Origin of the sequence: Allobosea sp. R86505 (assembly GCF_042466375.1) — a bacterium.
GTDB lineage: Bacteria > Pseudomonadota > Alphaproteobacteria > Rhizobiales > Beijerinckiaceae > Allobosea.
Map to the genome: position 1 here is coordinate 3,698,853 of NZ_JAXHPY010000001.1, position 24,136 is coordinate 3,722,988.

Annotated in this window: 25 protein-coding genes; 17 read left to right on the top strand and 8 right to left on the bottom strand. The window is 67.8% G+C overall.

The window, feature by feature from the left end:
- Window positions 1–17 precede the first annotated feature (17 nt).
- The 9 genes from SJY11_RS17825 to SJY11_RS17865 all read left to right on the top strand — a co-directional run bounded on the left by SJY11_RS17825 (window position 18) and on the right by SJY11_RS17865 (window position 8,700).
- On the top strand, window positions 18–1,154 hold the full coding sequence (locus SJY11_RS17825) for an ABC transporter substrate-binding protein (RefSeq protein ID WP_376988093.1): 1,137 nt from the start codon (window positions 18–20) through the stop codon (window positions 1,152–1,154).
- Between the two features lie 252 nt (window positions 1,155–1,406).
- Window positions 1,407–2,285: a branched-chain amino acid ABC transporter permease gene (locus SJY11_RS17830; RefSeq protein WP_267519079.1), complete on the top strand. Its 879-nt coding sequence runs from the start codon at window positions 1,407–1,409 to the stop codon at window positions 2,283–2,285.
- Entirely contained in the window at window positions 2,282–3,298 is a 1,017-nt protein-coding gene (locus SJY11_RS17835; protein ID WP_376988095.1) for a branched-chain amino acid ABC transporter permease, read from the top strand. Before SJY11_RS17830 ends, SJY11_RS17835 begins: the two co-directional genes overlap by 4 nt.
- Window positions 3,295–4,056: an ABC transporter ATP-binding protein gene (locus SJY11_RS17840; RefSeq protein WP_376988096.1), complete on the top strand. Its 762-nt coding sequence runs from the start codon at window positions 3,295–3,297 to the stop codon at window positions 4,054–4,056. Before SJY11_RS17835 ends, SJY11_RS17840 begins: the two co-directional genes overlap by 4 nt.
- A gap of 208 nt (window positions 4,057–4,264) precedes the next feature.
- Complete coding sequence (locus SJY11_RS17845; protein ID WP_376988097.1) at window positions 4,265–5,002, top strand: ABC transporter ATP-binding protein; 738 nt, start codon at window positions 4,265–4,267, stop codon at window positions 5,000–5,002.
- Window positions 5,003–5,096: 94 nt separating this feature from the next.
- Complete coding sequence (locus tag SJY11_RS17850) at window positions 5,097–6,146, top strand: Gfo/Idh/MocA family protein (RefSeq protein WP_376988098.1); 1,050 nt, start codon at window positions 5,097–5,099, stop codon at window positions 6,144–6,146.
- A 5-nt stretch (window positions 6,147–6,151) separates the two neighbouring features.
- Window positions 6,152–8,047, top strand: a complete 1,896-nt coding sequence (locus tag SJY11_RS17855) for a bifunctional sugar phosphate isomerase/epimerase/4-hydroxyphenylpyruvate dioxygenase family protein (protein ID WP_376988099.1) — start codon at window positions 6,152–6,154, stop codon at window positions 8,045–8,047.
- A gap of 79 nt (window positions 8,048–8,126) precedes the next feature.
- Window positions 8,127–8,435 (top strand): type II toxin-antitoxin system RelE/ParE family toxin, encoded by a 309-nt coding sequence (locus tag SJY11_RS17860; protein ID WP_376988101.1) that lies wholly within the window; start codon window positions 8,127–8,129, stop codon window positions 8,433–8,435.
- Window positions 8,416–8,700 carry an addiction module antidote protein gene (locus tag SJY11_RS17865; RefSeq protein WP_376988102.1) on the top strand — a complete coding sequence of 95 codons (285 nt, stop codon included), beginning with the start codon at window positions 8,416–8,418 and terminating at the stop codon, window positions 8,698–8,700. Before SJY11_RS17860 ends, SJY11_RS17865 begins: the two co-directional genes overlap by 20 nt.
- 65 nt (window positions 8,701–8,765) lie before the next feature.
- Here the strand turns inward: SJY11_RS17865 and SJY11_RS17870 are convergent, their stop codons facing one another.
- The 4 genes from SJY11_RS17870 to SJY11_RS17885 form a co-directional block, all read right to left on the bottom strand.
- Window positions 8,766–9,836, bottom strand: coding sequence for an HD-GYP domain-containing protein (locus SJY11_RS17870; RefSeq protein WP_376988103.1), 1,071 nt, complete (start codon window positions 9,834–9,836; stop codon window positions 8,766–8,768).
- 82 nt (window positions 9,837–9,918) lie between these two features.
- Complete coding sequence (locus tag SJY11_RS17875) at window positions 9,919–11,637, bottom strand: acyl-CoA dehydrogenase family protein (RefSeq protein WP_376988104.1); 1,719 nt, start codon at window positions 11,635–11,637, stop codon at window positions 9,919–9,921.
- A 103-nt stretch (window positions 11,638–11,740) separates the two neighbouring features.
- Window positions 11,741–12,625, bottom strand: a complete 885-nt coding sequence (locus tag SJY11_RS17880; protein ID WP_376988105.1) for a DMT family transporter — start codon at window positions 12,623–12,625, stop codon at window positions 11,741–11,743.
- A 94-nt stretch (window positions 12,626–12,719) separates the two neighbouring features.
- Window positions 12,720–13,379, bottom strand: coding sequence for a glutathione S-transferase family protein (locus SJY11_RS17885; protein ID WP_376988106.1), 660 nt, complete (start codon window positions 13,377–13,379; stop codon window positions 12,720–12,722).
- Window positions 13,380–13,585: 206 nt separating this feature from the next.
- Here SJY11_RS17885 and SJY11_RS17890 point away from each other — a divergent pair, with 206 nt between their 5' ends.
- Both SJY11_RS17890 and SJY11_RS17895 read left to right on the top strand, forming a co-directional pair.
- The gene (locus tag SJY11_RS17890; RefSeq protein ID WP_376988107.1) at window positions 13,586–13,768 is read left to right on the top strand and encodes a type II toxin-antitoxin system HicA family toxin; all 183 of its coding nucleotides are present in this window, start codon (window positions 13,586–13,588) and stop codon (window positions 13,766–13,768) included.
- Window positions 13,769–13,777: 9 nt separating this feature from the next.
- Window positions 13,778–14,257 (top strand): type II toxin-antitoxin system HicB family antitoxin, encoded by a 480-nt coding sequence (locus tag SJY11_RS17895; RefSeq protein ID WP_376988108.1) that lies wholly within the window; start codon window positions 13,778–13,780, stop codon window positions 14,255–14,257.
- Between the two features lie 23 nt (window positions 14,258–14,280).
- Here the strand turns inward: SJY11_RS17895 and ccrA are convergent, their stop codons facing one another.
- A complete protein-coding gene (gene ccrA / locus SJY11_RS17900) occupies window positions 14,281–15,552 on the bottom strand; it encodes a crotonyl-CoA carboxylase/reductase (RefSeq protein ID WP_376988109.1) in 1,272 nt (423 codons plus the stop codon).
- Between the two features lie 268 nt (window positions 15,553–15,820).
- On the opposite strand from ccrA, the gene SJY11_RS17905 reads away from it, so the two are divergent.
- The gene (locus tag SJY11_RS17905) at window positions 15,821–16,129 is read left to right on the top strand and encodes a hypothetical protein (protein WP_376988110.1); all 309 of its coding nucleotides are present in this window, start codon (window positions 15,821–15,823) and stop codon (window positions 16,127–16,129) included.
- Between the two features lie 13 nt (window positions 16,130–16,142).
- Here the strand turns inward: SJY11_RS17905 and ubiG are convergent, their stop codons facing one another.
- Window positions 16,143–16,913, bottom strand: coding sequence for a bifunctional 2-polyprenyl-6-hydroxyphenol methylase/3-demethylubiquinol 3-O-methyltransferase UbiG (ubiG, locus tag SJY11_RS17910; RefSeq protein WP_376988111.1), 771 nt, complete (start codon window positions 16,911–16,913; stop codon window positions 16,143–16,145).
- Window positions 16,914–17,067: 154 nt separating this feature from the next.
- On the opposite strand from ubiG, the gene SJY11_RS17915 reads away from it, so the two are divergent.
- The 4 genes from SJY11_RS17915 (at window position 17,068) to SJY11_RS17930 (ending at window position 22,220) form a co-directional block, all read left to right on the top strand.
- A complete protein-coding gene (locus tag SJY11_RS17915; protein WP_326911730.1) occupies window positions 17,068–18,306 on the top strand; it encodes an aspartate kinase in 1,239 nt (412 codons plus the stop codon).
- Between the two features lie 104 nt (window positions 18,307–18,410).
- Complete coding sequence (locus SJY11_RS17920; protein WP_376988112.1) at window positions 18,411–19,787, top strand: methyl-accepting chemotaxis protein; 1,377 nt, start codon at window positions 18,411–18,413, stop codon at window positions 19,785–19,787.
- 106 nt (window positions 19,788–19,893) lie between these two features.
- Window positions 19,894–20,934 carry a phosphotransferase family protein gene (locus SJY11_RS17925; protein ID WP_376988113.1) on the top strand — a complete coding sequence of 347 codons (1,041 nt, stop codon included), beginning with the start codon at window positions 19,894–19,896 and terminating at the stop codon, window positions 20,932–20,934.
- An 11-nt stretch (window positions 20,935–20,945) separates the two neighbouring features.
- Entirely contained in the window at window positions 20,946–22,220 is a 1,275-nt protein-coding gene (locus SJY11_RS17930) for an acyl-CoA dehydrogenase family protein (RefSeq protein WP_376988114.1), read from the top strand.
- 43 nt (window positions 22,221–22,263) lie between these two features.
- Here SJY11_RS17930 and SJY11_RS17935 read toward each other — a convergent pair whose 3' ends face one another.
- Both SJY11_RS17935 and SJY11_RS17940 read right to left on the bottom strand, forming a co-directional pair.
- Window positions 22,264–22,530 carry a BrnA antitoxin family protein gene (locus SJY11_RS17935; RefSeq protein WP_376988115.1) on the bottom strand — a complete coding sequence of 89 codons (267 nt, stop codon included), beginning with the start codon at window positions 22,528–22,530 and terminating at the stop codon, window positions 22,264–22,266.
- Entirely contained in the window at window positions 22,496–22,834 is a 339-nt protein-coding gene (locus SJY11_RS17940) for a BrnT family toxin (RefSeq protein WP_376988117.1), read from the bottom strand. The genes SJY11_RS17935 and SJY11_RS17940 overlap by 35 nt, the downstream gene beginning before the upstream one ends.
- Before the next feature lie 208 nt (window positions 22,835–23,042).
- Here SJY11_RS17940 and SJY11_RS17945 point away from each other — a divergent pair, with 208 nt between their 5' ends.
- On the top strand, window positions 23,043–24,134 hold the full coding sequence (locus tag SJY11_RS17945) for an NADH:flavin oxidoreductase/NADH oxidase (protein ID WP_376988118.1): 1,092 nt from the start codon (window positions 23,043–23,045) through the stop codon (window positions 24,132–24,134).
- The last annotated feature ends 2 nt before the right edge of the window (window positions 24,135–24,136 follow it).

A 24,136-nucleotide genomic window follows, 5' to 3' on the forward strand; every position in this document is an offset into this window, starting at 1 on the left:
AGCTGGAGGAGACAACAATGAAGACCCCATGGATCATCGCCGCGGCCGTAACAGTCGGGCTGGCCGCGCCCGCGCTCGCGCAGGAGAAAGTGAAGCTCGTCAACGTGGTCGAGCTGTCGGGCGCGGGCGCGACCGCCGGCACGAACTGGAAGAACGGCATCGACCTCGCCGTCGCCGACATCAACGCCAAGGGCGGGATTCTCGGCCGACAGATCGAGATCGTGCATTACGACACGCAGACCAACCCGGGGAACACCCGCGCCGCCGTGCAGCGCGCCATCGACGAGGGCACCTATTCGGTGCTCGGCCCGGTCTTCTCCGGCCCGATCGGCGCCTCCATGCAGATCGCCCAGCGCGCCGAGATCGCGCAGATCGTCGGCGGCGAGGCCGCCGGCCTGACCAAGCAGGGCAACCAGTACATCTTCCGGACCTCGCTGAGCCAGAGCGCGGCCATGCCCAAGATCGCCGCCTATCTCAAGAACACGGTCAAGGCCGGTTCGGTCGCCGTCGTCTGGGTCAACAACGACTTCGGCAAGGGCGGGCGCGACGCGATCATCCCCGAACTCCAGAAGGTCGGCATCAAGGTCGCGGCCGACGTCTCGACCGAGCAGGGCCAGGCCGATTTCGCCGCCGACGCGATCAAGATCAAGAACGCCAATGCCGATGCCGTCTTCGTCTATCTGAACGAGGAGGAGAGCGCCCGCTTCCTGCGCGCCGCCAAGCAGCAGGGCATCACCAAGCCGATGGTCGGCGAGACGACGCTGCTCGGCGCCAAGGTGATCGAGCTCGCGGGCGACGCCGCCAACGGCGTGCGCGGCCATGTCGGCCTGTCGATCGACGCGCCGATCCCGGCCTTCCAGGAATTCGGCAAGAAGTTCCAGGCGAAGTACAACTACGCCTCGGATCATAACGGCCTGAAGGGCTACATGGCCGTCTACATGATCAAGTGGGCGACCGAGAAGCAGAAGAAGTTCGACAAGAAGGGCGTCGCCGACACCCTGCGCGGCGCGACGATCAAGCCCTCCGAGGAGCCCGGCATCCTGATCGAGACCACGATCGAGGCCAATGGCGACATCGACCGCGAGAGCTTCCTCGCCGAGGTGCAGAACGGCAAGCAGGTGATCACGGCGACGCTGCCGAAGATCAAGCCGTAAGCCGCGGGAACCACGACCGAGACCCCTCCCCCTCGTGGGGAGGGGAACGGTCGAGCCAAGCAAGGTGATTTTGCTCGGAAACACGGCGTCATCCTGGACAAGCCGCGAAGCGGCGCAGCTCCGGGATCCATCATAGGGCTCCGACGATGCCCTATGATGGATCCCGGGACGACCTTCGGTCGCCCAGGATGACGGCGGAGGGTTGAGCGACATCATCGCGCTTCAAACAGCCTAATCGAGCGAGGCACCCCCATGGCCGAATTCATCGCCTATCTCATCGCCGGCATCGCCACGGGCGCGATCTATGCGCTGGCTGCGATCGGCTTCACGCTGGTCTGGCAGACCTCGCAGACGATCAACTTCGCCCAGGGCGAGTTCGTCATGCTGCCGGCGGTGCTGGTGCTGCTCGCGATCAAGCTCTTCGGGGCGCCGGTCTGGCTGGGCGCGCTGATCGGCATCGCCGCCTTCATTCTGATCTTCGGCGTCGGCTTCAAGCTCACCGTGGTCGACCCGATGATCAAGCACGGCGTGCTGCCGCTGGCGATCGCCACCATGGCGCTGTCGATCATCATGAAGGAAGGCGCCAAGGACGGCTTCTCGGCCGAGGCGCAGAACTTCCCCTCCTTCGTGCCGACCTCGACGATCGAGGTCTTCGGCGCCGCGATCTCGCTGCAGCATCTGGCGATCATCGCCTGCGCCTTCGCGGTCATCGGTCTGCTGCAATGGTTCGTCGGCGGCACGCGGCTCGGCCGGCAGATGCAGGCGACGGCGCAGAACCCGACGGTGGCGCGCATCCTCGGCATCCCCGTCGAGCGGATGGTGCTTTTGACCTTCGTGATCAATGCCGCGCTCGCCGTCGTCGCCTCGGTGCTGATCTCGCCGATCTACCTGGCGAAGTTCTCGAATGGCGAGGTCATCGGCCTGTTCGCCTTCATCGCCGCCATCGTCGGCGGCTTCAACCAGGTCCGCGGCGCGCTGGTGGGCGGGCTGATCGTCGGCGTCGTCGACTCGATGGCGGCGGCCTATGTCTCGAGTTCCTACCGGCTGGCGGTGCCGCTCGTCCTGCTCGTCGTGATCATCCTGCTCAAGCCGGAAGGCCTGATGGGCCGCAAAGAGGAGCGCCGCGTATGAGCGTGCAAGCGACCCGCGACGCCGCCTCCCCTCGCCTCGCGCGGCTGCCGCTCGGCGGCACCTTCGACGGCGCCTTCCTGACGCTGGTCGCCGGCGCCGTGATCCTCTGGTTCGCGCCCGTCGGCATGGGCCGCTACGGCACCTATGTGCTCTCGCTCTGGCTGGTGATGAGCATCGCCGTGATGGGGCTGAACCTGACGCTGGGCTATGCCGGGCTGAAATCGCTGGCGCAGGCCGCCTTCATGGGGCTGGGCGCCTACACCACCGCGATCCTGACGACGAAATACGGCGTCTCCTGGTATGCCGCCTTCGGGCTGTCGGGCCTGCTGACCTTCGCGGTCGGCATCGTGCTCGGCTTCCCGGCGCTGCGGGTGAAGGCGCATTACCTCGCCTTCGTGACGCTCGCCTTCTCGACGCTGGTCTGGCTGATCCTGCGCAACGAGCAGTGGCTGACCGGCGGCGTCTTCGGCATCTCCAACATCAACCGGCCTGACTTCTTCGGCATCAAGCTGTTCGGCGCGCTGGAATTCCACCGCTTCGTCGTGGTGGTGACCTTCATCCTGGCGGTGGCGCTCTGGTGGCTGATCCGCTCGCCCTGGGGCCGCGCCTTCACGGCGCTGCGCGAGAACCCGATCCGCGCCGCGAGCCTGGGCATCGACACCCGCGCCTACACGCTGCTCGCCTTCGCCATCGGCTCCGCTTATGCGGGCTTCGCCGGCGCGCTCTATGCGCCGCTGGTCGAGTTCATCGACCCGTCGCCGTTTTCGCTGTCGCAGAGCTTCTTCCTGCTGCTGATGGTCGTGGCGGGCGGCTCTGGCTATCTGCTCGGGCCCTTCGTCGGGGCGCTGCTCGGCGTCGTGCTGCCGGAATGGCTGCGCTTCGCCGGCTCGCTCTACCTGATCATCTTCGCGGCCATCGTGATGCTGCTGCTGATCGCCTGCCCGCAAGGGGTGAGCGGGCTGATGGAGCGGGCCTGGGCGAAACTCACCGGCAAGCGGGGAGACGGCCGATGAACACGGTTCTGGAAGTCGACACCGTTCTCGAAGTCAAGAATCTGCACAAGGCCTTCGGCGGCATCAAGGCCGTCGACGGGGTGTCCTTCTCGGTGAAGGAGGGCGAGATCCTCGGCATCATCGGCCCCAATGGCTGCGGCAAGTCGACCCTGTTCAACTGCATCCTCGGCCAGCTCGAGCCGACGGAAGGCCGCGTGAAGCTGGACGGCCGCGAGGTCACCCATATGCGCCCCTCCGAGCTCAACCGGCTCGGCGTCAGCCGCACCTTCCAGCTGCTGCAGGTCTTCCCCGAACTGTCGGTGCGCGAGAACCTGATCCTGGCCGGCCAGGAGCATGAGGGCTCGATGCTGTCGCGCCTGTTCGGGGCGCGCGATGCCGGACTCACCGAGAAGGCCGAGCAGATGATCGGCTTCTTCAAGCTCGGCCATCTCGCGGACGCCAAGGCGGGCGGGCTCTCCTACGGCCAGCAGAAGCTGCTCGACGCGGCGATGGCCTTCATGGCCGGCCCCCGCCTCGTGCTGCTCGACGAGCCGGCGGGGGGCGTGAACCTCACCATGCTCGGCGACCTCAAGGAGCGGCTGCGGGCGATCAATGCCGAGCAGGGCGCGACCTTCGTCGTCATTGAGCACAACATGGATTTCGTGATGAGCCTGTGCTCGCGCGTGATCGTGCTGGCGGAGGGACGGGTGCTGGCGGAAGGCACGCCGGCCGAAATCCGCGCCAACCCGGCCGTGATCGACGCGTATCTGGGGCATTAACGATGACGGGCGCGACGCGAGCCCCCTTCCCCCTTGTGGGGAAGGGTTGGGGATGGGGGTGGCGCCGCCGGGTGAGCGGCGGGCGGACTAACCGCGGCGGCGGAGCCTCGTCTATCAATCACGCACCAAGCCTCCCGACCCCCACCCCTCTCCCCTCCCCACAAGGGGGAGGGGAAGCGCCTATGCGATCCTCGTGGAGCAAGATGCCATGACCACCCCCATCCTCGAACTCGACGGCGTGGTCGGCGGCTATGGCGCCATGACCATCCTGAACGGCACGACGTTCAAGGTGCGCCGCGCCGCCATCACCACGGTGATCGGCCCGAACGGGGCCGGCAAATCGACCGTGTTCAAGGCGATCTTCGGCCTGCTCAAGCTGCGCGAGGGACGGATCCGGCTCGAGAGCACCGACATCACCAACTGGAGCCAGCGCAAGCTGCTGGAGGCCGGCATCTGCTATGTGCCGCAGGGGCGCAACATCTTCCCGGAACTGTCGGTGCGCCACAATCTCGAGCTCGGCGCGGTCGCAGCGGGCGCGCACATCACCGACATGCCCCGGCGTATCGAGGCGGCGCTCAACCGTTTCCCGGCGCTGCGCGCCAAGGCCGATGTCCAAGCCTCGACGCTCTCGGGCGGGCAGCAGAAACAGCTCGAGATCGTGCGCGGGCTCCTGCTCAACCCCAAGCTTGTGCTGATCGACGAGCCCTCGATCGGGCTGTCGCCGATGCTGGTGCAGGAGACCTTCGCGATCCTGATGGAGCTGCGGGCCAAGGGCGTCACCATCCTGATGATCGAGCAGAACGCCCGCTCGGCCCTGGAAATCTCGGACGAGGGCCTCGTGCTCGAACTCGGCCAGACCCGGATGCAGGGCCCGGCCGCGGAGATCCTCGCCGATCCGCGGGTGGCGCAGCTGTTTTTGGGCGGCGCCCTGACGGACGCTGCGTGATGGCGGGCTTTCGCATAACGACCCGCGGAGCTACCCCCTCCTCCCGCATGCGGTGCGGAGCGTCATGTCGTTGCCTGGCCTGGAGATCTGTCCCGTGACCACCCCCCTCAACATCGCCCTCGTCGGCGCCGGGCTGATCGGGCGCGCGCATCTGGAGCGGCTGGACGCGTCCGCCGATTGCGACTGCGCCGCGATCTGCGATCCGACCGAGGCGGCGAAGGCGCTGGCGACTGACCGCGGCACGCCCTGGTTCGCCTCGATCACGGACATGCTGTCGGCGATGACGCCGGACGGGGCGATCATCGCGACGCCCAATGCGCTGCATGTTCCCGGCGCGATCGAATGCCTCGAGGCCGGCGTGCCGGTGCTGATCGAGAAGCCTCTGGCCGAAAGTGTCGCGGCGGCGCAGCGGCTGGTCGCCGCTCAGCAGCGGACCGGCGTGCCGGTTCTCGGCGGCCACCACCGGCGCCACAACCCGATCGTCAAGGCGGCGCGCAAGCTGGTGCGCGAGGGCGGGATAGGCCGGCTGGTCGCCGTGACCTCGCTCTTCCTGATCCGCAAGCCGGACGACTATTTCGACGTCGCCTGGCGGCGCGAGCCCGGCGGCGGGCCGGTGCTGATCAACCTGATCCACGACATCGACAATCTCCGCTTCATCTGCGGCGAGATCGAAAGCGTGCAGGCGATGACCTCGAACGCGACGCGGGGCTTTGCGGTGGAGGACACCGCCGCCCTCGTCTTACGCTTCGAAAACGGGGCGCTGGGCACCGCCACCGTCTCCGACGTGACGCCGACGCCCTGGAGCTGGGAACTGTCCTCCGGCGAGAACAAGGTCTATCCGCAGCGCGACGGGCTCTGCTACCTGATCGCCGGCAGCGAAGGCTCGCTCTCCGTGCCGGCGCTCAACCGCTGGCACTACGAGGGCCGCCAGGGCTGGTGGGAGCCGCTGCTGCGCGAGACGCTGGCGCTGACGCCACTGGAGCCGCTGGCCGAGCAGATCCGGCATTTCTGCGCGGTGATCAGCGGCGCGGAGCAGCCGATCACCGATGCGGCGGATGCGGCCCGGACGCTGGCGGTGATCGAGGCGGTGGCGCAGGCGGCGCGGCGGGGCGAGCCCGTCACCCTCGACCGGATGGAGGGCTGATAGTCATGACGAATCCCGCGCCGAACCCGACCTCGATCGCCACCGTCTCGCTGAGCGGCGATTTGGCGGAAAAGCTCCAGGCGATCGCGGCGGCCGGGTTCGACGCGGTCGAGGTGTTCGAGAACGATTTCCTGACCTTCGACGGCGGGCCGCGCGAGGTCGGCCGCATGGTCGCCGATCTCGGCATGAGGATCTGCGCCTTCCAGCCCTTCCGCGATTTCGAGGGCATGCCGGAGCCGCTGCGGGCGCGTGGCTTTGCCCGGGCCGAGCGAAAATTCGCGATCATGAACGAGCTCGGTACCGATCTGATGCTGATCTGCTCGAACGTTTCGCCGCAGGCGCTGGGCGGCATCGACCGCGCGGCGGCGGATTTCCACGCGCTCGGCGAGCTCGCCGGGCGCTTCGGCGTGCGCGTCGGCTACGAGGCGCTGGCCTGGGGCCGCCACGTCAACGACTACCGCGACGCCTGGGAGATCGTGCGCCGGGCGGAGCATGAGCGGATCGGGCTGATCCTCGATTCCTTCCACACGCTGGCGCGTCCGTCGCCGTTGGGGCCGATCGCCTCAATTCCGGGCGACCGCATTTTCCTGGTCCAGCTGGCGGATGCGCCGAGGCTCGACATGGACGTCCTGAGCTGGAGCCGGCATTTCCGCTGCTTTCCGGGCCAGGGCGATCTCGCGGTGGCCGAGTTCATGCGGGCGGTGGCGCAGACCGGCTATGCCGGGCCGCTCTCGCACGAGATCTTCAACGACCAGTTCCGCGCCGGCTCGGCGCGGCGCCTCGCGACCGACGGCATGCGCTCGCTGATCGCGCTTTCCGACCAGGCAGAGCCGCATCTGCCGGCGCGCGCCAAGGTGCTCGATGTCGAGTTCATCGAATTCGCGCTCGACGAGGAGACCGGGGCGGACCTCGCGCAGCTGCTGGCGGCGCTGGGCTTCCGCCACACCGGCCAGCATGTCAGCAAGGCGGTCGCGCGCTGGAGCCAAGGCGGCATCAACCTGCTGCTCAACACCGAGACGGACGGTTTCGCGCAATCGCATACGATCATGCACGGGGCGGGCGCCTGCGCGATTGCCTTGCGCGTCGACGATGTCGAGCAGGCGATGACCCGCGCGCTGGGGCTGAAGATCCAGAGCTTCGAGCAGCCGGTCGGGCCGGGCGAGCTGCACATCCCCGCCATCCGCGGCGTGGGCGGATCTCTGATCTACTTCACCCAGCCCAGTGGCGAACTCGGCCGGATCTGGGACCGGGATTTCGAGGCGGTACCGCCCGCGGCCGGCGCGCCCTCCCCCGACCGGCTGGCGCGGGTCGACCACATCTCGCAGTCGATGGACTATGAGGAGATGCTGTCCTGGCTGCTGTTCTACTCCTCGCTCTTCGCGCTGGAGCGGATTCCGCAGCTCGCCATCGCCGATCCGGCGGGGCTGGTCGAGAGCCGCCCGCTGGTCTCGCCCGAGGGCGGGGTGCGCTTCGTCCTCAACGGCTCGCAGGCGACGCGGACCCTGTCCTCGCGCTTCGTCTCGGAGCATTTCGGCTCGGGCGTCCAGCACATCGCCTTCAGCGCGCCCGACATCTTTGCGGCGGTCCAGGCGATGCGGCAGGCGGGGCTGTCCTTCCTCACCATCCCCGAGAACTACTATGAGGACCTCGAGGCGCGGCACGGGCTCGATCCCACCTTCATCGACGCGCTGCGCGACCACCACATCCTCTATGACCGCGACGGCGAGGCCGAGTTCCTGCAGGTCTACACCCATGTCTTCGCGCAGCGCTTCTTCTTCGAGATCGTCGAACGGCGCAGCGGCTATGCCGGCTTCGGGGCAGTCAACGCGCCGGTGCGGCTAGCGGCGCAGGCGCGCGAGGCGCGGCCCGTGACCATGCCGCGTTCGCTGCGGGAGGTATAGGGCTGGGCAACCCGTCAGCGGCTGGCGGAGCACCGCTGCCGATTGACCCGCAGGCGAACGCCTGTGTACTATGATGCACATGATCGAGGTCGTGGAGACGGCTGAATTCTCTGGGTGGCTGGAGAATCTTCGCGATCTCTCGGCCCGCGCCCGTATTCTCGTCCGGATCAGACGGGCGCAGCTCGGCAATCTGGGGGACGTCAAGTTCTTCGACGGCATCGGCGAGATGCGGATCGATTATGGCCCAGGCTACAGGCTTTATCTCGTCCAGCGAGGCCCGAAGCTGGTGGTGCTTTTGTGCGGCGGTGACAAACGCCGCCAGTCCGCGGACATCGCGCGGGCCAAGCTGTTGCTGAAGGAGTTGGTCGATGCCGAGCGCAATGCGTGAATTCGACGTCCAGAACTATCTGAAGACTCCCGAGGAGCAGGCCGCCTATATCGAGGCCGCGCTCGAAGGGGGCGATCCGTCCTTCATCGCCGCCGCGCTCGGGGACATCGCCCGTGCGCGCGGCGTCACCACCTTTGCGGCCGAGAGCGGTCTCAGCCGCGAGGCGATCTACAGGGCTTTCCGCCCGGGCGGAAATCCGACGCTCGAAACCCTGGCCAAGGCGACGAAGGCGCTCGGGCTCAGGCTGTCCGTGGTCGCCGCCTGAGGCTGAACACGGCCGTTGCAGCTTGGCCGCTCATCTTGCTGTAACGTTTCACACCTTCCGCTGCTTTACGTCGCCTGAGAGGTCTTCAGCACGACGGCCTCGAAGGCCCGCACCAGCGCGGCGTCGAGCTTCGTGCCCATCAGCACCAGCATGGCATAGGCCTGGTCGGGCGCCATCGGCGGCTTGTAGCTGCGGCGTTCGATCAGCGCCGCATAGATGTCGCAGATCGTGATCATCCGCACGATGTCGCCGATCTCCGCGTCCTTCAGCCCGTCGGGATAGCCCGAGCCGTCGAGATATTCGTGGTGGGAGCGCACCGCCGCCAGCACCTCGGGCCGCAGCCCGCCCTGCTTCACCAGCATCTCGTAGCCGATCACCGGGTGGCCGCGCATCACCGCCTGCTCGTCCGGATCGAGCGCGCCAGGCTTGTGCAGGATGTCGAGCGGAATGCGCGCCTTGCCGATGTCGTGGAGGACGGCGGCGCGCGTCACCAGCTTGCGGTCCTCCCCTGAGAAGCCGAGCTGATGGCCGAAGCTCGCGGCCAGGCCGGCGACCAGCATGCAGTGCTGATAGGTGAGGTCGTCATAGCTCCAGACGACCTGCAGCAGATCGCCGATGTCGCTGGCGCCGGCCGCCTGCTCGATCGCCTCGACCGAGGCCTCGACGGCCCGCAGCGGAACCGGGGCCCCGCTCGCCACGGAGCCGAGCATGTCCGCGAGCGAGGCCGCCGCGGTGGCCAGCTGGGCCCGGGTGAAGGCGACCGTGCCCGTGGCGGGATCGCTCCCCTGCCCTTCGCCGAGGAGTTGCTCGATGGTCTTGACCAGCAACGCGGCCGCGGTGTCCGCCGGCAGCACCTCCGTCGCACCGATGGCCCGGGCCTGGATGGCGGAGCGGACCGTCATCTCGCGCAGCAGGCCGAGAAAGGGCGCAGCCTTGCCGCGATGCCGGGCGAGAGCGTCGCGCATCGCCTCGACGCTCTCGCGCCGGCCGAGATCGACATCGCCGACGATCATCGATGCGGGCTGGTCGGCCTTTGGCGCCTCGCGCCCCAGAATCAGGACCGCACACGGCTTCAGGAGGCCGAGCCGGCGCGCCAGCTCCGGGTTCCCATCAGACCGGTCGGTGATCAGAAGCATCCGGAAACAGTTCCGCAGCGGCACATCACCATCAGCCAAGCACGCGAAGCGTAAATTTGGCGTTGTTCCGGATGCCTAAACATCAGGCAGAGCGGGCGGTTTGCCCCTCTTCCACCAGCCGCCGTGCGATCACCTGCGCCTGGATTTCGGCGGCGCCCTCGAAGATGTTCAGGATGCGGGCGTCGCAGAGCACGCGGCTGATCGCGTATTCGAGCGCAAACCCGTTGCCGCCATGGATCTGCAGCGCGTTGTCGGCCGCCGCCCAGGCGACGCGGGCGCCGAGCAGCTTGGCCATGCCGGCCTCGAGATCGCAGCGGCGCTCGGCGTCCTTCTCGCGGGCGGCGAAATAGGTGAGCTGGCGGGCGATCATGATCTCGGCGGCCATCATCGCCAGCTTGTCGGCGACGCGCGGGAAGGCGATCAGCTTCTTGCCGAACTGGATGCGCTCGCGGGCATAGCGCAGGCCGAGATCGAAGGCGGACTGGGCAACGCCGACGGCGCGGGCCGCCGTCTGGATACGGGCGGCCTCGAAGGTCTGCATGAGCTGCTTGAAGCCCTGGCCCTCGACCCCGCCGAGCAGGTTCTCGGCCTTGACGGTGAAGCCATCGAAGGCGAGCTCGTATTCCTTCATGCCGCGATAGCCGAGCACCTCGATCTCGCCGCCGGTCAGCCCCTCGACCGGGAAGGGATCTTCATCCGTGCCGCGCGGCTTCTCGGCGATCAGCATGGAGAGGCCCTTGTAGCCGCTCTCGGACGGGTCGGTGCGGACCAGCAGCGTCATGATGTCGGCGCGGACGGGATGGGTGATCCAGGTCTTGTTGCCGGAGACCTTCCAGACAGCCTGATCTCCCTCGCCTTCCTTGATCGCCCGGGTGCGCAGGCTGGCGAGGTCGGAGCCGGTGTTGGGCTCGGTGAAGACGGCGGTGGGCAGGACCTCGCCCGAAGCCAGCTTCGGCAGCCATTTCTCCTTCTGCGCGGCCGTGCCGCCGCAGAGGATGAGTTCGGCGGCGATCTCCGAGCGGGTGCCGAGCGAGCCGACGCCGATATAGGCGCGCGACAGCTCCTCCGAGACGACGCACATCGAGACCTTGGTCAGGCCCATGCCGCCGAATTCCTCGGGGATGGTCAGGCCGAAGACGCCGAGTTCGGCCATCTTCTCGACGACCTCCATCGGGATGTAATCGTTCTTCAGGTGCCACTCATGCGCGTGGGGCGTCACCTCCGCGGCGCAGAAGCGGCGCATCTCGGAGCGGATCGCTTCCAGCGTCTCGTCGAGGCCGGGATCGCCGACGCCGGCAGCGCCGTCATCCTGGCTGAACAGATCGACGAGGCGGGCGCGGTTCTCAGGCGTGTTGCCCTGCGCGATCAGGGCCTGGGCGGCCTGAGTATTCGCGGCGGCGATCGCCTTTTCGGAGAGGCCGAGCGCGGCAAGCCTGATGATCTCGCCCTGGCTCATCGGGATGCCACCGAAGATCTGCGCGGCGTATTCGCCGGCGCCGATGCGGATGGCGTGGTCCTCGATCGCGCCATAGCGGTCTTCCGCCGCGAGGCGCTCGCCATAGGCTTTCAGCTCGCGCAGCGACATCACATAGGTCGCCAGCCAAGCGAGGCCATGCGCGGCGTGCTGCTGCGCTTCGAGGCGGGCGGAGGAGATCTTCCCCTCCACCGTCACCCTCGCCCGCACGGCGGCGATGGCATTCTGCAGCAGGGTCTCGAAGCCCGGCAGCGCGGCGGCGATCAGCGCCGTGGCGCTCTCGGGGGCCGGCTCGGCGACAGGAATGGCGGCGGCTTGTGCGCTCATGATTGCTCTCCCTTGTGCGTCGCAGCATAGGGCGAGATTTCGAAAGCCGGAATGCCTCTTTCGGCGCAAGATCGCCGCATGGCACGCCTATGCCGCAGCGGCGCTATTTGCGGCTGGCGAGCGCGACGCCGATGATGGTGAGCGCCATGCCGGCGATCTGGATCGGCGCCAGCGTCTCCCCGAAGAGAATCCAGGCCTCGACCGCGACCAAAGCCGGCACGAGATAAAGGAAGGTCGCGATGCGCGAGACCTCGCCGCGACGCAGGATCAGCAGATAGAGCCCGATGGCCCCCAGCGACAGCGCCAGCACCGACCAGGCCAGGACGAGCGCCATGGTCAGGTTCCACTCGATCCGCATCGGCTCGAGCGCAAAGGCGAGCGGCAGCGTGAAGGCGACGGCCGCGGCATACTGGATCGTCGTGACGGTGCGCAGATCGCCGGAGACAATGCGGGCCTTCTGGAAGAAGGAGCCGAAGGTCACCGCGACCATGCCGACGAGGTTCACCGCGACGGGAATCAGGATGCCCCAGAGCGCGACCGGATCAACCCCGACCAGCTTGGGCTCCAGCACCAGCGCGATGCCGAGGAAGCCGCAGACGATGCCGGCCCAGCGGATGGCCGAGATGCGCTCGCCGACCAGCGCCGGCGCCAGCAGCGCGGTCAGGATCGGCTGCAGGCCCGCGATCAGGCCCGATATCCCGGCCGGCAGGCCGTGCCGGACCGCCCACCAGACGCCGCAGAGATAGAGCGCGTGCAGCAGGATGCCCGAGATCGCGCAGTCGAGCCAGGCGCGCGGCGTTGCCGGCCAGCGTGCGCCGACCGCCAGCGACAAGGCTGCCAGCAGCACGCCCGCCGTGGCGAAGCGCACCGCGAGGAACGTCAGCGGGTCGGCATATTGCGCCGAATAGCCCGCAACGATCCACCCCGACGACCAGAGGAAGGTGAAGACGAGCGGCACGATGCGCAGGAAGAAGGGTGAGGACAGCATGGAACGCCTTTGCGAGCGAGATGCTCTACAGGCCTTCCTCAGTCCATGACAGCGCCGCGGCGCGCTGCCGCCATGCCGGAGCCGCCGGGACGGCTCAGTCCCGATCCGGGGCGCCGAGGGGGAAGAGGTGACGATAGGGCCGGGCCGCCTCGACGGCGCGCGCGACGGAGGGCCGCGCCAGCAGCCGCGCCCGGTAGGCGCGGGTGTTCGGGAAGGCCGCGTCGATCTCATGGACCCAGTCGGCATAGAACAGGGATGGCGCCGCCGAGCAGTCGGCCATGGAGAAGCCGCCGCCGAAGGCCCAGTCCCGGCCGCCAAGCTGGCCGTCGAGCCATTGATAGGCGGTGTCGAGCAGGGCGCGCGCCTCGGCGACGCCGAGCGCATCCCGTTCCTCCGCCGGCCGGATCCGGTCGAAGACGATCCGCATCATCGGGCTCATGATGTAGTTGTCGAAGAAGCGGTCCATCGCCCGCACGGGGAGTGCTTCCTGCGGCTGCCGGGGCAGCAGCGGGCGCGGGCCGGGGTGATGCAGTTCGAGATGCTCGATGATGATGCTGGATTCGACGACCGTCTCGGTCCCGTCGACCAGCACCGGGAAGCGCTTCAGCGGCCAGAGCGCTGCGAATTCCGCGCCGGTCTGCGGGTCTTCGCTGCTGAGCAGGCGCAATGTGAAGGGCGTCTCGTTCTCGTCGAGGGCGACCAGCACCTTCTGCGAGTAGGAGGAGAAGGGATGGGCATAGAGCTGGAGCGACATCGGCGCCTCGTCCGGTGAATTACTTTACCGAACGGATATCTGTCTGCGCGCTGGAACGCAAGCGCCGCCGCAGCAGACAGATTTGGTGGACCATTTACGCAGTTGAGAGACGGCGATGTCGATCTCAGACCTCAGCGCAATCCGCCACCTTGGCCAACGGGAGTTGCATGTGTAAAATATCCACAATCAGTCGGGATTCAGGGCCGATGGATTCGCGCGACTTGATCAAGGAACTGGAGCGCGATGGATGGGTGCGTCACTCCGTGACCGGCAGCCATCACCATTTCAAACACCCCTCGAAGCCCGGCAAGGTCACGCTGCCGCACCCCGTCAAGGACATGCATCCAAAAACGGTGAAATCTGTGAGACGGCAGCCGGGTCTGGCTTGAGCCTGAGCGGTGGCGAAACTCGCGATGGAGGATTTGATGTCGGCCAGCTATTTTGCCCTGCTTCATTTGCCCGAGCCGGGATCGGCGACCTGGGGTGTGACCTTTCCCGATCTGCCCGGCTGCGTTTCGTCGGGAGCCACAGATGAGGAAGCCAGAAAGAAGGCGCGAGAAGCCCTTGCCGGCCATATCGCAGCGTTGCGCGCGGACGGGGACGACGTTCCCCACGCCCGTACCCTGAAAGAACTTCTCGGCGATCCTGACATCATCTCGGAGATCAAGGACATCTTCGTCGATGACCATCTGCGGAGCGGAGCGGTTCTGGAGAACATTCCGCTCGACGATATCGCCCCGCCGAAGGAGCGCATCAACGTCATGCTGGACCGGAAGGTCCTGAGGGCCATCGACGAGGCTGCGCGCGCCCGCGGCGTGAGCCGGTCGGCCTTCATCGAGCAGACGGCGGGCAAGGCGGCGCTGAAGCGCTCCGCCTGAGCGCCGCTCCGTCCGAACCGCCCCTACCCCGCCAGCGCCTCGACCACGTCCTCATAGGTGCGCAGGCCTGTACGCGGGGCGTAGACCAGCACGGACATGTTGCCGGGCGCGTGCTCGTTCTTCCACATCTTGTGATGGGCGAGCGGGATCTTGTCCCAGGGGAAGACCTCGGACATGCAGGGGTCGAGGCGCCGGTCGATGACGAACTGGTTGGCCGCGCTCGCCTGCTTGAGATGGGCGAAATGCGAGCCCTGCACGCGCTTCTGCCGCATCCAGACATAGCGGGCGTCGAAGGTGATGTTGAAACCCGAGGTGCCGGCGCAGAACACCACCATGCCGCCGCGCTTGGCGACGAGGCAGGAGACCGGGAAGGTCGCCTCGCCGGGATGCTCGAAGACGATGTCGACGTCCTTCTTGCCGGTGATGTCCCAGATCGCCTTGCCGAACTTGCGGGCTTCCTTGACCCAGACATCGTATTCCGGGCTGTTGACGGTGGGCATCTGGCCCCAGCAGTTGAAATCCTTGCGGTTGATCACGCCCTTGGCACCGAGCCCCAGCACATAGTCGCGCTTGGTCTCGTCCGAGATCACGCCGATGGCGTTGGCGCCCGACGCCGCGCAGAGCTGCACACCGAAGACGCCGAGACCGCCGGAGGCGCCCCAGACCAGCACGTTGTCGCCCGGCTTGATCGTGTGCGGGGCATGGCCGAAGAGCATGCGATAGGCGGTGGCGAGCGTCAGCGTGTAGCAGGCAGCCTCCTCCCAGGAGAGATGCTTGGGCTTGACCATGAGCTGGCGCGACTGGACCCGGCAGAACTGCGCGAAGGAGCCGTCGGGCGTCTCGTAGCCCCAGATCCGCTGGGATGACGAGAACATCGGGTCGCCGCCATTGCACTCCTCGTCGTCGCCGTCGTCCTGGTTGCAGTGGACGATGACCTCGTCGCCGACCTTCCAGCGCTTCACCTTGGAGCCGACCGCCCAGACGATGCCGGACGCATCGGAGCCGGCAATGTGGAGCGACTGCTTGTGGACGTCGAAGGGCGAGATCGGCTGGCCGAGACCGGCCCAGATGCCGTTGTAGTTGACGCCGCCGGCCATCACGAGAAGCAGCACCTCCTCCTCGCCGATCGCCCAGGTCGGCACGACCTCAACCTGGAAGCTCTCCTGCGGCGGCCCGTGGCGCTCGCGCCGGATCGCCCAGGCATACATATTGGCCGGCACATGGCCGAGCGGGGGCAGTTCGCCCAGTTCGTAGAGATCCTTGAGCGGTTGCGCGGCGGCCTGCGTCTTCGACATGGTCGTCTCTCCCCTGCTTGGTCTGCCGATTGACGGTCGCCTGGGCGGCTGCGGCAGATTTGACCGAGATCATGCACCATATGTTGCGCCGCGCCATAGGCCGAACGAACTATGATGCAACGCAACAGGATGGCGCTGGCGTCGTCGCCGAGCGCTCCCTTCCAACGGTTCCCCGAGCCCGCGGGCAGACGCAGCCGCCGGCCTTGCCGACGGCAGCATCCCCTTAACCCGCGCCGCCTACAATAGCGGTCTCTCCGGAGGATGCTCGGTGCGCACGCTGATCCTGATGCTTGGACTGCCGGATATGTCGACGCCGCAGCTCGTGCTGTTCATGGCGATCGTCGGGGTGACGCTGCTGCTGTTCGGCTGGATTTCGGACCTGCTGCTGCGCGACGGGGCCTTCGGCATCATCCTCAACGGCTTCATCGTGATCGGCGGCGCGGTGCTCGGCACGCTCGCCTGGCGCAAGCTCGGCTATACGATCGGCACCAACCCGGCGCTGACGACCTCGCTGGTGGCGCTCGGGAGCGGGCTCGCCCTGCTGATCGCGCTGACGGCGCTGCGGCGCTGGCTCTGAGCCCCTGCTGGCCTCAGGCCGGCTTGTCGGCCGCGATCATGTAGTTGACGTCGGTGTCGCGCGAGGCCGACCAGCGGTCGGTCAGCGGGTTGTAGGTCACGCCCGTGGTCTCGCCGAGGTCGAGCCCGCAGCGCATGATGGCGTCGCCGAGTTCGCCGGGCGTCACGAATTTCTCCCAGTCATGGGTGCCGCGGGGCAGCCAGCGCAGGACATATTCCGCCCCGACGATGGCGAGCGCATAGGATTTCAGCGTACGGTTCAGCGTCGCCATCATCAGGATGCCGCCGGGCTTCACCGCGGCGCAGCAGGCCGCGACGAAGGCCTCGACATCGGCGACATGCTCGACGACCTCCATCGCCAGCACGATGTCATAGCGCCCGCCCTCGGCCACCAGCGCCTCAATGGTCTGCTGGCGATAATCGACCGTCAGGCCCGACGCCTCGGCATGGGCGCGGGCGACCGCGACATTGGTCGGCGCCGGATCGAGCCCCGTCACCTGCGCCCCCAGACGCGCCAGCGGCTCGCTGAGCACGCCACCGCCGCAGCCGATGTCGACGACCGTCAGCCCCTCCAGCGCCCGCATCGTCTTCGGATCGCGGCCGAAACGGGCGCAGGCGAGGTCGCGGATGAAGGCGAGGCGCACCGGGTTGAACTTGTGCAGCACCGCCATGGGGCCCTTCGGATCCCACCAGGTCCGGGCGATGCCCTCGAAGCGTGCCACCTCGGCGGGATCGATGGTGGAACCGTCCCGGGTTGCGCCGTCGGTGCGTGCGGTCGCCGCCATGCTCGTGCTCCATTCACCGGTGCCGGCCGGGCCATCGTCGCATTGACAGGCCTGCCGCTCCCCGTCATCTACACGCGCCCCGCGCCCGGCGCGAGGGTGACCTTTCGTCCCGCCCGTCGGGATCTTCTTTGGTTTTGAGAGCCTCTGGACCGCCATGGCCCGTCTGGTGATGAAATTCGGCGGCACGTCCGTCGCAACCGTCGAGCGCATCAAGAACGCGGCCCGGCATGTCAAACGGGAATTCGACGCCGGCCACGAGGTCGCGGTCGTCGTCTCCGCCATGTCCGGCAAGACCAACGAGCTGGTCGGCTGGTGCAAGGAAGCCGCGCCGCTCTATGACCGCGCCGAATACGACGTCGTCGTCGCCTCGGGCGAGCAGGTGACCTCCGGGCTGATGGCGATCGTGCTGCAGGAGATGGGGCTGCCGGCCCGCTCCTGGCAGGGCTGGCAGATCCCGATCTTCGGCTCCGACGCGCATGGCTCCTCGCGCATCGAGAGCGTCGACGGCGCCGGCATCCTCGCCGGCTTCGACCGCAACCGCGAGATCGCGGTGTGCTCGGGCTTCCAGGGCATGCATGCGCAGACGAACCGTATCGTCACGCTCGGGCGCGGCGGCTCGGACACCTCGGCGGTCGCGATCGCGGCGGGACTGAAGGCCGATCGCTGCGACATCTACACCGATGTCGATGGCGTCTACACCACTGACCCGCGCGTCGTGCCCAAGGCGCGGCGCATGGACAGGGTCTCCTTCGAGGAGATGCTGGAGATGGCCTCGCTCGGCTCCAAGGTCCTCCAGGTCCGCTCGGTCGAGATCGCGATGGTGCATCGCGTGCCGACCTATGTGCGCTCCTCCTTCGACGACCCCACCCATCCCAATCCAGGCACCCTCATCTGCGACGAGGACGACATCGTGGAACAGCAGATCGTCACCGGCATCGCGTTTTCGCGCGACGAAGCCCAGATCACGCTCCGGCGCGTGGCCGACAAGCCGGGCGTCGCCGCCGCAATCTTCGGACCGCTCGCGGACGCCAACATCAATGTCGACATGATCATCCAGGTCGTCTCGGACGATCAGGCGACGACCGACATCACCTTCACTGTCCCCACCGCCGATTACGAGCGCGCCAAGACGCTGCTGGAGAGCCTGCACGGGCAGATCCACTACCAGGCGCTGCAGGGCGCGACCGATGTGGTCAAGGTCTCCGCGATCGGCGTCGGCATGCGCAGCCATGCCGGCGTGGCGGCGCGCGCCTTCCGGGCGCTGTCGGAAAAGGGCATCAACATCCGCGCCATCACCACCTCCGAGATCAAGTTTTCGGTGCTGATCGACGCGGCCTATACGGAGCTCGCGGTGCGCACGCTGCACTCGCTCTACGGGCTCGACGCGGCTTAAGAACCTGCCCAAATCGGCGCAAAAAAGCTGCTCAATTCGCGCCAGTTTTGTTTAAGGGATTCGTGAGACGGTCCTAGCCGGCGCAATTTCGGCTGAGGCGTGTCTTGACCCAGGATTCAACGTCTCCCGAGCGACCCGCCGCGATCACGCGTGCGGGCATCGAGAAACTGCTCGTCGCATCGGGCGTCGACGAGCGCGCGCGCAGCGCCGCGCGATCCCTGTTGCCGATCGTGGCCGCCCGGACCCGCGCCGCCGCCACCGACTATTGCGACCATCTCGAGCACAAAGTCGCGGACATGAAGGTGCATGTCGAACGGCACCGCGCGCCGATCGTCGAGGCCGAGCAGCAGCATTTCGAAATGCTGTTCCGGGCCGAGTTCGGCGACGACTACGCGGCCGATCTCAATCGCGCCGCCACCAGCGCCTTCGGTGACGCGATGGGCATCCGCACCCGGCTCGGCACCGCGCTGCGGCTGATCGAGCCGCTCTTCGCCGAGATCGGACGGCGGCGGCGCTTCAGCAGCCGCGCCGCCATGGCGGATGCGGCGGCGCTGACGCGGCTGATCCTGTGCGACGCGCTGGCCGCGACATCCTGCCACCAGCGCGCCAGCCGCATCGGGCTGACGCAACGCGAAAACGAGCTGCATCTGGCCGCCTCCTCCTTCCAGACGCAGATCGGGCAGCTCTCGGAAAGCCTGCGGGTCGCCGCGAGCACGCTGCGCGACTATGCGGCGACCAGCCTCTATCGCAGCGAGCAGGCCGACCGCGAGGCGACGGTGGCGGAGGATGCCGCGCGTGACTGCACGGACCGGATCGACCGCGCCGTGGCCGCCACGAACGTGCTGGTCCGCGCGCTCAACCATGTCAGCGGCGAGACCCAGCAGAGTTCGACGATCACCGCAGCGGCCGTCGCCGATACGCGCGAGGTTTCCGATTCGATGGCGATGCTGACCGAGGCGACCGGGCGCATCGGCTCGATCGTCACGCTGATCGAGCAGATCGCGACGAAGACGAACCTGCTCGCGCTGAATGCCACCATCGAGGCGGCGCGGGCCGGCGCCGCTGGCCGCGGCTTCGCCGTCGTCGCCGCCGAGGTGAAATCGCTCGCCCACCAGACCGCCGGCGCCACCGGCGAGATCGCGACCCAGATCGCCCAGGTCCAGGCGGCGACGGACATCTGCGTCCGGCATGTCGATTCGATCAGCCTGACGATCGGGCGGCTCGAGCAATCGGCCGCCTCGATCGCGCAGACGGTGCAGCAGCAGTCGAGCGCCACGACCGACATGGCCGCCGACACCCAGGAGGCCGCGACCCGCACCCGCGAGGGCCTCGGCTCCGCCCAGGCCGCGCGGCTCTCGATCGGCGACGTCGCCAAGATGTCGATCGAGCTCGACAGCGCGGCGGTGCAGGTCGAGGCCTCAGCCGGCATGATCAGCGACCTCGTCGCGCATTTCCTGGCAAGCCTGCGACCGGCCGCCTGACGGGGCGAGCCCGCGAGGCCGAAGGCACATTTTGGCCCGGGCGGCGCGACATCGTGACCGGCCCGTCGCGTTGACCCCGCCGCTTGCCCTGCCGATGATGCCGACCATGCCTGCGCCCGCCCCCGCCCCGCTGGATTTCGACGCTGCCCGTCTCGATGCCTATCTGCGCTCCGCCTTGCCCGGCCGGGCCGCGGGGCCGATGACGCTGGAGCGGATCAGCGGCGGCCAGTCCAACCCGACCTTCTTCCTGTCCTATCCGGAGGCGGGCACCCGACTCGTCCTGCGCAAGAAGCCGCCCGGGCCGCTGCTGCCCTCGGCCCATGCGGTCGACCGCGAATACCGCATCCTCAAGGCGCTGGCGGGGTCGGCCGTCCCGGTGCCGCCCGTGCGGCTCTTCGAGGCGGATGAGGCGATCGTCGGCACGCCCTTCTACCTGATGGAGCGGCTGGAGGGCCGCGTCTTCCACGACACCGCCCTGCCCGGCGTGACGCCCGGCGATCGGGAAGCGATGTATTTCGCCATGGCGGAGACTCTGGCCGCGCTGCACGGCTTCGACTGGCAGGCGGCGGGGCTGGCCGACTACGGCAAGCCCGGCAACTACTACGCCCGCCAGATCGCCCGCTGGGGCCGGCAATGGCAGGAGACGAAGACGCAGGACATCCCGGCGGTCGACCGCGTCTTCGCCTGGCTGGCGGCGCATCTCGACGAGACGCCGGAGACGACCATCGTCCATGGCGATTTCCGGCTCGGCAACCTGATGTTCGCGCCCGATCGGCCGGACGTCATCGCCGTGCTCGACTGGGAACTCTCAACGCTCGGCCACCCGCTCTCGGATGTCGCCTTCTCCTGCCTGCCCTGGCATTCGACGCCGGCCATGTATGCCGGCATCGTCGGGCTCGACCGCGCGGCGCTGGGCATTCCCACGCAAGAAGCCTATCTCGACCGCTACTGCAGGGCTGCCGGCCGGGCCGAGGGGCCAGGCCGCTTCCATCTGGCCTTCTCGCTGCTGCGCTTCGCGGTCATCCTCGACGGCATCGCGGCGCGGGCGAAGGCCGGCAACGCCGCGGCGGAGAATGCGGTCGCGGTCGGCGAGATGGCGGAGAGTTTCGCGCTGCGCGCAGAGGCCGTGATCGACGGCCGCGACTGAGGAACGACATCATGGATTTCGCCTATTCCGCCAGGGTCGAGGAGCTGCGCACGCGGCTGCAGGCGTTCATGGACGCCCATGTCCAGCCCGCCGATGCGCGCTGGCGCGAGGAGGTCGAGGCCGGGCACTATCCGATGGCACTGATCGACGGGCTGAAGGCGCGGGCCAAGGTGGAAGGGCTGTGGAACCTGTTCCTGCCGGCGCTGAAGCCCGATGAGCCAGGCACGCGGCTCTCCAACCTCGAATATGCGCCGCTCGCCGAGATCATGGGGCGGATTTACTGGTCGTCGGAGGTGTTCAACTGCAACGCACCCGACACCGGCAACATGGAGATCCTGCATCTCTTCGCGACTCCGGAGCAGCGTCAACGCTGGCTGGTTCCCCTCATGAACGGCGAAATCCGCTCCTGCGTCGGCATCACCGAGCCCGGCGTCGCTTCCTCCGACCCGACCAACCTGCAGACCACGATCATCCGCGACGGCGACGACTACATCGTCACCGGGCGGAAATGGTGGACGACCGGGGCGCTTCATCCCAACGTCAAGTTCTGCATCGTGATGGGGCTGTCGGACCTCGCCGAGGACGCCGACCCGCACAAGCGCCATTCGATGATCATCGTGCCGATGGACGCAGCCGGCGTCAGCGTGATGCGCAACCTGCCGCTGCTCAACCACCATTCGCCGGAGGGGCACACCGAGACCGATTTCGACGCGGTGCGCGTGCCCGCCGCCAATCTGCTGGGCGAGGAAGGGGCGGGCTTCGCGCTGGCGCAGGCGCGACTGGGCCCCGGGCGCATCCACCACTGCATGCGCTCGATCGGGCAGTGTGAGGTGGCACTCGCGCTGATGGTCGAGCGGGCCCTGCAGCGTAAGGCCTTCGGCCGCACCCTCTCCGACTACGCCAATGTGCAGGACTGGATCGCCGAGGGGCGCATGGAGATCGACCAGGCGCGGCTGCTCTGCCTGCGCGCGGCCTGGATGATGGACAAACATGGCAACAAGGCCGCCCGCACCGAGGTCTCCGCGATCAAGGTGGTGGCGACGCGTCTGCAGACGAAGATCGCCGACCGGGCGATGCAGGTCTTCGGGGCGGCGGGGCTCTCCAACGATACGCCGCTCGCCTTCATCTACAGCTGGGGCCGGGCCCTGCGCTTCATCGACGGGCCCGACGAGGTGCACCTGCGCACGGTCGCCCGCGCCGAGGTCAAGAAGCGCCAGCAGAGCAACCGCTCCACCTTCGCCGAGCAGGGGGTGCGGGTGCCCTACCGGAAGCCTGCAGCCACGTAGGGCTTTCGGCTGCCCTGTGCAGGGGGCTGGCCGAAACCTCTCACTACGATCTGGGTTTCAAAACCGCGTGCGCATAGGTTTCCAGAACGGCGTTCATCCGCGTCTGATAGCCCTTGCCCGTCGCCTTGTAGGCGTCGAGCACGGATTGCTTGACGCGCAGGGTCACAGGTCGCGTCAGATCGGGCTCGACGACGCGGGCCCTCTTCCAGAACGCGTCGCCGAGTTCGGGAATGTCGCTGTAGTCGATCTCGGATTCCGGCGTTGCGGCCAGTTCGTCAATCGTCGGCTCTTGTTCGTAGCGCTTCTTCATAACGTCTCCTTTCCGCCCGGTTGGCTCGCCGCGCGGAGATGATCCTGGCGACACCCTGCCGATCGGTGTGCACGACAGTCAGGAACAGGATGGCCTCGACGATGCCGATCGAGATCTCGCGGACCTCACCATAATCCGCCCGGCTGTCGATTACGGTCAGAACCCGGCTCTCGAAGATGCGCGACGCGCGCTGAAAACTGACGCCGTGCTTGGCGATGTTGGCTGCGTTCTTGTCGTCGTCCCATTCGAACATGACCATGGCATGGTAATACAAATTGTATTGACGAGCAATATCGGTATGCATTCGAGCCGGAGTCGGCCGCTGGCTTCTTTCGCGCCGGAGCCGACGACCGCAGATGTCGAGCCTACCCGGGAGCCAGTCCCTGTCGATGGACGCAATCTGGCGATCGGCACTTGACCTTCGCATCCGCACCATCGCGCGATGGCGGTTGCAGCCAGTGGCGGGCGCGCCGCCCGACGCCTATACGGGTGGCCGCATCAGGAGACTAACGATGAGCCAGCTCTTCAGCCCCTTCCAGCTCGGCGGGTTGACCCTCGCCAACCGCATCGTCATCGCGCCGATGTGCCAGTATTCGGCCGAGGACGGCCATACGACAGACTGGCACACGATCCATCTCGGCAATCTCTCGCATTCGGGCGCCGGCCTGCTGATCATCGAGGCCACGGCCGTCGAGCCGGCGGGGCGGATCAGCGCGCAGGATGTCGGGCTGTGGGATGACGGCACGGAGGCCGCGCTGGCGAGGACGCTGAAGGCCGTGCGCGCTCATTCCGACATGCCGATCGCGATCCAGCTCGCCCATGCCGGGCGCAAGGCTTCCGTGGCGCAGCCCTGGCATGGCGGCGGGCAGCTCACCCTCGAGGCCGGCGGCTGGGAGACGGTCGCCCCCTCCGCGGTCGCCTTCGACGGCCATGCCCGCAATCCCCGCGCGCTGACGACCGACGACATTGCACGGCTCTGCGAGCGCTTCGCTGAAGCGGCGAAGCGCTCGGTGCGGCTCGGCTTCGCCGCGATCGAGTTGCATGGCGCCCATGGCTATCTGATGCACCAGTTCCTCTCGCCGCTCTCCAACAAGCGCGAAGACGCGTTCGGCGGTTCGCTGGAGAACCGGATGCGCTTCCCGCTCGCCGCCTTCGAGGCGGTGAAGGCCGTCGTCCCCGCCGGCTACCCGGTCGGCGTGCGGCTGTCGGCGACCGACTGGGTGCCGGGTGGCTGGGACCTCGAGCAGACGCTCGCCTTTTCGCAGGCGCTGAAGGCGCGCGGGGCCGATTTCATCCATGTCTCCAGCGGCGGCAATTCCGGCGCGCAGCAGATCCCGCTCGGTCCGAACTACCAGGTGCCCTTCGCGCGGGCGGTGAAGCAGGCGACCGGCCTGCCGACCATCGCGGTCGGGCTGATCACCGAGGCCGAGCAGGCGGAGGCGATCGTCGGCACGGGCGACGCCGATCTCGTCGGCATCGCGCGCGGCATCCTCTACGATCCGCGCTGGCCCTGGCACGCCGCCGCGCAGCTCGGCGCCACGGTCAAGGTGCCCAACCAGTATCTCCGCTCGCAGCCGCGGCAGTTCAAGACGCTGTTCGGGTGAGC

Excerpts from the sequence above, each read along its gene's own strand:
- SJY11_RS17825 (WP_376988093.1), top strand. The coding sequence starts at position 18 with ATGAAGACCCCATGGATCATCGCCGCGGCCGTAACAGTCGGGCTGGCC.
- SJY11_RS17830 (WP_267519079.1), top strand. The coding sequence starts at position 1,407 with ATGGCCGAATTCATCGCCTATCTCATCGCCGGCATCGCCACGGGCGCG.
- SJY11_RS17835 (WP_376988095.1), top strand. The coding sequence starts at position 2,282 with ATGAGCGTGCAAGCGACCCGCGACGCCGCCTCCCCTCGCCTCGCGCGG.
- SJY11_RS17840 (WP_376988096.1), top strand. The coding sequence starts at position 3,295 with ATGAACACGGTTCTGGAAGTCGACACCGTTCTCGAAGTCAAGAATCTG.
- SJY11_RS17845 (WP_376988097.1), top strand. The coding sequence starts at position 4,265 with ATGACCACCCCCATCCTCGAACTCGACGGCGTGGTCGGCGGCTATGGC.
- SJY11_RS17855 (WP_376988099.1), top strand. The coding sequence starts at position 6,152 with ATGACGAATCCCGCGCCGAACCCGACCTCGATCGCCACCGTCTCGCTG.
- SJY11_RS17860 (WP_376988101.1), top strand. The coding sequence starts at position 8,127 with ATGATCGAGGTCGTGGAGACGGCTGAATTCTCTGGGTGGCTGGAGAAT.
- SJY11_RS17865 (WP_376988102.1), top strand. The coding sequence starts at position 8,416 with ATGCCGAGCGCAATGCGTGAATTCGACGTCCAGAACTATCTGAAGACT.
- SJY11_RS17870 (WP_376988103.1), bottom strand. The coding sequence starts at position 9,836 with ATGCTTCTGATCACCGACCGGTCTGATGGGAACCCGGAGCTGGCGCGC.
- SJY11_RS17875 (WP_376988104.1), bottom strand. The coding sequence starts at position 11,637 with ATGAGCGCACAAGCCGCCGCCATTCCTGTCGCCGAGCCGGCCCCCGAG.
- SJY11_RS17880 (WP_376988105.1), bottom strand. The coding sequence starts at position 12,625 with ATGCTGTCCTCACCCTTCTTCCTGCGCATCGTGCCGCTCGTCTTCACC.
- SJY11_RS17885 (WP_376988106.1), bottom strand. The coding sequence starts at position 13,379 with ATGTCGCTCCAGCTCTATGCCCATCCCTTCTCCTCCTACTCGCAGAAG.
- SJY11_RS17890 (WP_376988107.1), top strand. The coding sequence starts at position 13,586 with ATGGATTCGCGCGACTTGATCAAGGAACTGGAGCGCGATGGATGGGTG.
- ccrA (WP_376988109.1), bottom strand. The coding sequence starts at position 15,552 with ATGTCGAAGACGCAGGCCGCCGCGCAACCGCTCAAGGATCTCTACGAA.
- ubiG (WP_376988111.1), bottom strand. The coding sequence starts at position 16,913 with ATGGCGGCGACCGCACGCACCGACGGCGCAACCCGGGACGGTTCCACC.
- SJY11_RS17915 (WP_326911730.1), top strand. The coding sequence starts at position 17,068 with ATGGCCCGTCTGGTGATGAAATTCGGCGGCACGTCCGTCGCAACCGTC.
- SJY11_RS17925 (WP_376988113.1), top strand. The coding sequence starts at position 19,894 with ATGCCTGCGCCCGCCCCCGCCCCGCTGGATTTCGACGCTGCCCGTCTC.
- SJY11_RS17930 (WP_376988114.1), top strand. The coding sequence starts at position 20,946 with ATGGATTTCGCCTATTCCGCCAGGGTCGAGGAGCTGCGCACGCGGCTG.
- SJY11_RS17935 (WP_376988115.1), bottom strand. The coding sequence starts at position 22,530 with ATGAAGAAGCGCTACGAACAAGAGCCGACGATTGACGAACTGGCCGCA.
- SJY11_RS17940 (WP_376988117.1), bottom strand. The coding sequence starts at position 22,834 with ATGCATACCGATATTGCTCGTCAATACAATTTGTATTACCATGCCATG.
- SJY11_RS17945 (WP_376988118.1), top strand. The coding sequence starts at position 23,043 with ATGAGCCAGCTCTTCAGCCCCTTCCAGCTCGGCGGGTTGACCCTCGCC.